General features: G+C 59.2%; 1 protein-coding gene. It reads right to left on the reverse strand.

The window, feature by feature from the left end; all coding sequences use genetic code 11:
• Positions 1-2,455: FAD-dependent oxidoreductase (locus AC2FNU_RS24545; RefSeq protein ID WP_496794163.1), on the reverse strand; the 2,455-nt coding region annotated here is incomplete at its 3' end.
• Positions 2,456-2,598: the final 143 nt, after the last annotated feature.

Raw genomic sequence — 2,598 nt, forward strand, 5'->3', positions numbered from 1 at the left:
CGCCGGTGCGCGGCAGCTTGCTTTGCGGATCATAGGCAGGCTCACCCAGAATGCGGCCTTTGCGCGGCTCACCTGCAACGATCACTTCGATCTCCTGACCCGGCACGTTGGCGTGCGGCTTGACATAGGCAAAGGCCAGGATCTTGCCGACGGTGTGTCCATAAGCAACCGATGCTGTTGCACCGACAACCTCACCGTTCACCTTAATCGCCTCGCCTCCGTGTCCGTCCTCGATCCCGTCGGGTTCGATTTCCAGATAAGCGCAGACCCAGGGCATTTCGCCCTTCTCGGCTTGCTCGGCACTGACGCGCGTGGCTTCAACGCCCAGATACTCTTTGTCCAGCTTGAAGAAGCGACCCACATTGGCCTCGGGCAACGTGACCTCGTTGGTCAGTTCGCCCGCACCTGGGAAGGCTTTCTCCATCCGCATCGCGTTCATGGCGAAGGAACCGTAGTTGACGATGCCATGCGGCTCGCCTGCGGCCCACAGGGCGGTATAGACATCCACACAAGCCTCATCCGGCATGTGGAATTCCCAACCCAGCTCACCGGCATAGGACATGCGGAACGCCCAAACCTTGTGACCGGCCACGGTGATTTCCTGCGCCGACAGCCAGCGGAAACCGGCATTGGACAGGTCCGCATCGGTGCATTGAGCCAGAACTTCGCGCGATTTCGGACCGTTCAGCGACAGGGCCGACCAGCCAGCGGACAGAGGCGTGATGGTCACGTTCTCATCCGCGCGGTTGTGGTTCAGGTGGTCCAGCAGACGCTGTTCGAAGAAGGCCGCGCAGACCAGATAGAAGCGGTCATCCGCCATCCGGACCAGCGTGGTCTCCAGTTCGATCCGACCCCGGCGGTTCAGCATGTGGGTCAGCGTGATCGAGCCGGTTTTCTGCGGCATCTTGTTGGCGGTCAGACGGTCCAGCAGCGCATAGGCGTCCGGGCCCGAAACCTCGACCTTGGTAAAGGCGGTCACGTCCATGATGCCAACGCTTTCGCGGACGGCTTTGACCTCGGCCCCAACCACATCATGCACCACGTTGCGGCGGAAACTGTAGTGGTCGCGCTGCTCAACACCTTCCGGGGCGAACCAGCGGGGGCGTTCGAAGCCATAAACTTCTTCGTAAACCGCGCCTTTGTCCTTGAGGATTTCATACAGCGGCGACGGTTTGATCGGGCGGCCTTCCAGACGGTTGAAGTGCGGGAAGGGGATCTCGTGGCGCAGCTTGTAGTCTTCGTGCGCTTTGATGACCTGCCAGTCTTTCTTGGCATAGCTGCCAAAGCGGCGCGGATCATAGTCGCGCATTGAGATGTCAGCCGCGCCATGGACCATCCACTTGGCCAGTTCGCGGGTCAGACCCGGGCCCCACCCAATACCGATCTGGGTCCCACAGCAGCACCAGTAGTTCTTGACACCCGGAGCCGGGCCAACCATCGGGTTGCCATCCGGCGGATGGCTGATCGCGCCATGCACTTCGCGGGTGATACCCAGTTCGGCGAAGATCGGCATACGCTCCAGCGAGTTTTCCAGCCAGGGCATCACGCGGTCATAATCGGCCTCGAACAGCCAGTTCTCGTATTCCCATGGGCATTCGTCATGCCAGACCGAGTTCGAGTTTTCTTTTTCGTAGATCCCGATCAGGCCCTTTTTCTGCTCCATGCGGATATAGCCCGACACCATCTTGTCGTCGCGGATCACCGGCAGTTCGGTTTCGAGGTCCTGAAACTCGGGCACATTCTCGGTGACAAAATAGTGGTGCGTCATCGAGGTCATCGGCAGTTGCAGCCCGGACCATTCGCCCATCTGGCGCGCATAGGTGCCGCCTGCATTGACCACATGTTCGCAGACAATCGTGCCTTTTTCGGTCTCGACCACCCACTCACCTGCGTCGTTCTGCGTGATGTTGGTGGCGCGGCAGTGACGGAAGATTTTCACGCCCTTTTGGCGTGCACCGGTGGCCATCGCCATGGTCACGTTGGAGGGGTCAACGTGGCCGTCATCCGGGGTGTAAAGCGCGCCCAGAACGCCGTCGAGGTTGTAGAACGGGTGCTTTTCTGCGATGAAATCAGGCCCCACCAATTCAATATTGAAGCCCAGCGAGCGACCGACCGACAGGGTGTGGCGCAGCCAGTCCATTTCGTCTTCGGTATACGCCAGACGGAACGAGCCGCAGCCATGCCAGGTCACGGCCTGGCCGGTTTCTTCTTCAAGCTTCTTGGAATACAGGCCAATGTTGTAGTCCACCATGCGACCCAACCCGTATGAGCTGGTCGAATGGGTGATCTGGCCCGCCGCGTGCCAGGTCGACCCGCTGGTCAATTCGGCCTTTTCCAGCAGGACGGTTTCTTCGCCCCAACCTTCATGGCCAAGGTGGTAAGCAAGGCCGCACCCCATGACACCGCCACCGACGATGACAACCTTGGCGCGTTCGGGCAGTTCTTTTTTGGACATCGCAAAAATTCCTGTTCGAGAGTCGCAGATTTCTGTGGACTTCCTATTGCCACATATGTACCAGTGTCAACGTCTAACGGCACAAATGTACATACCGAGACTCACAATGAATGGTACAGATGTTTCAAGCGAGGTTCTGGGAC

It is taken from the genome of Ruegeria sp. BHSB064 (genome assembly GCF_059613205.1).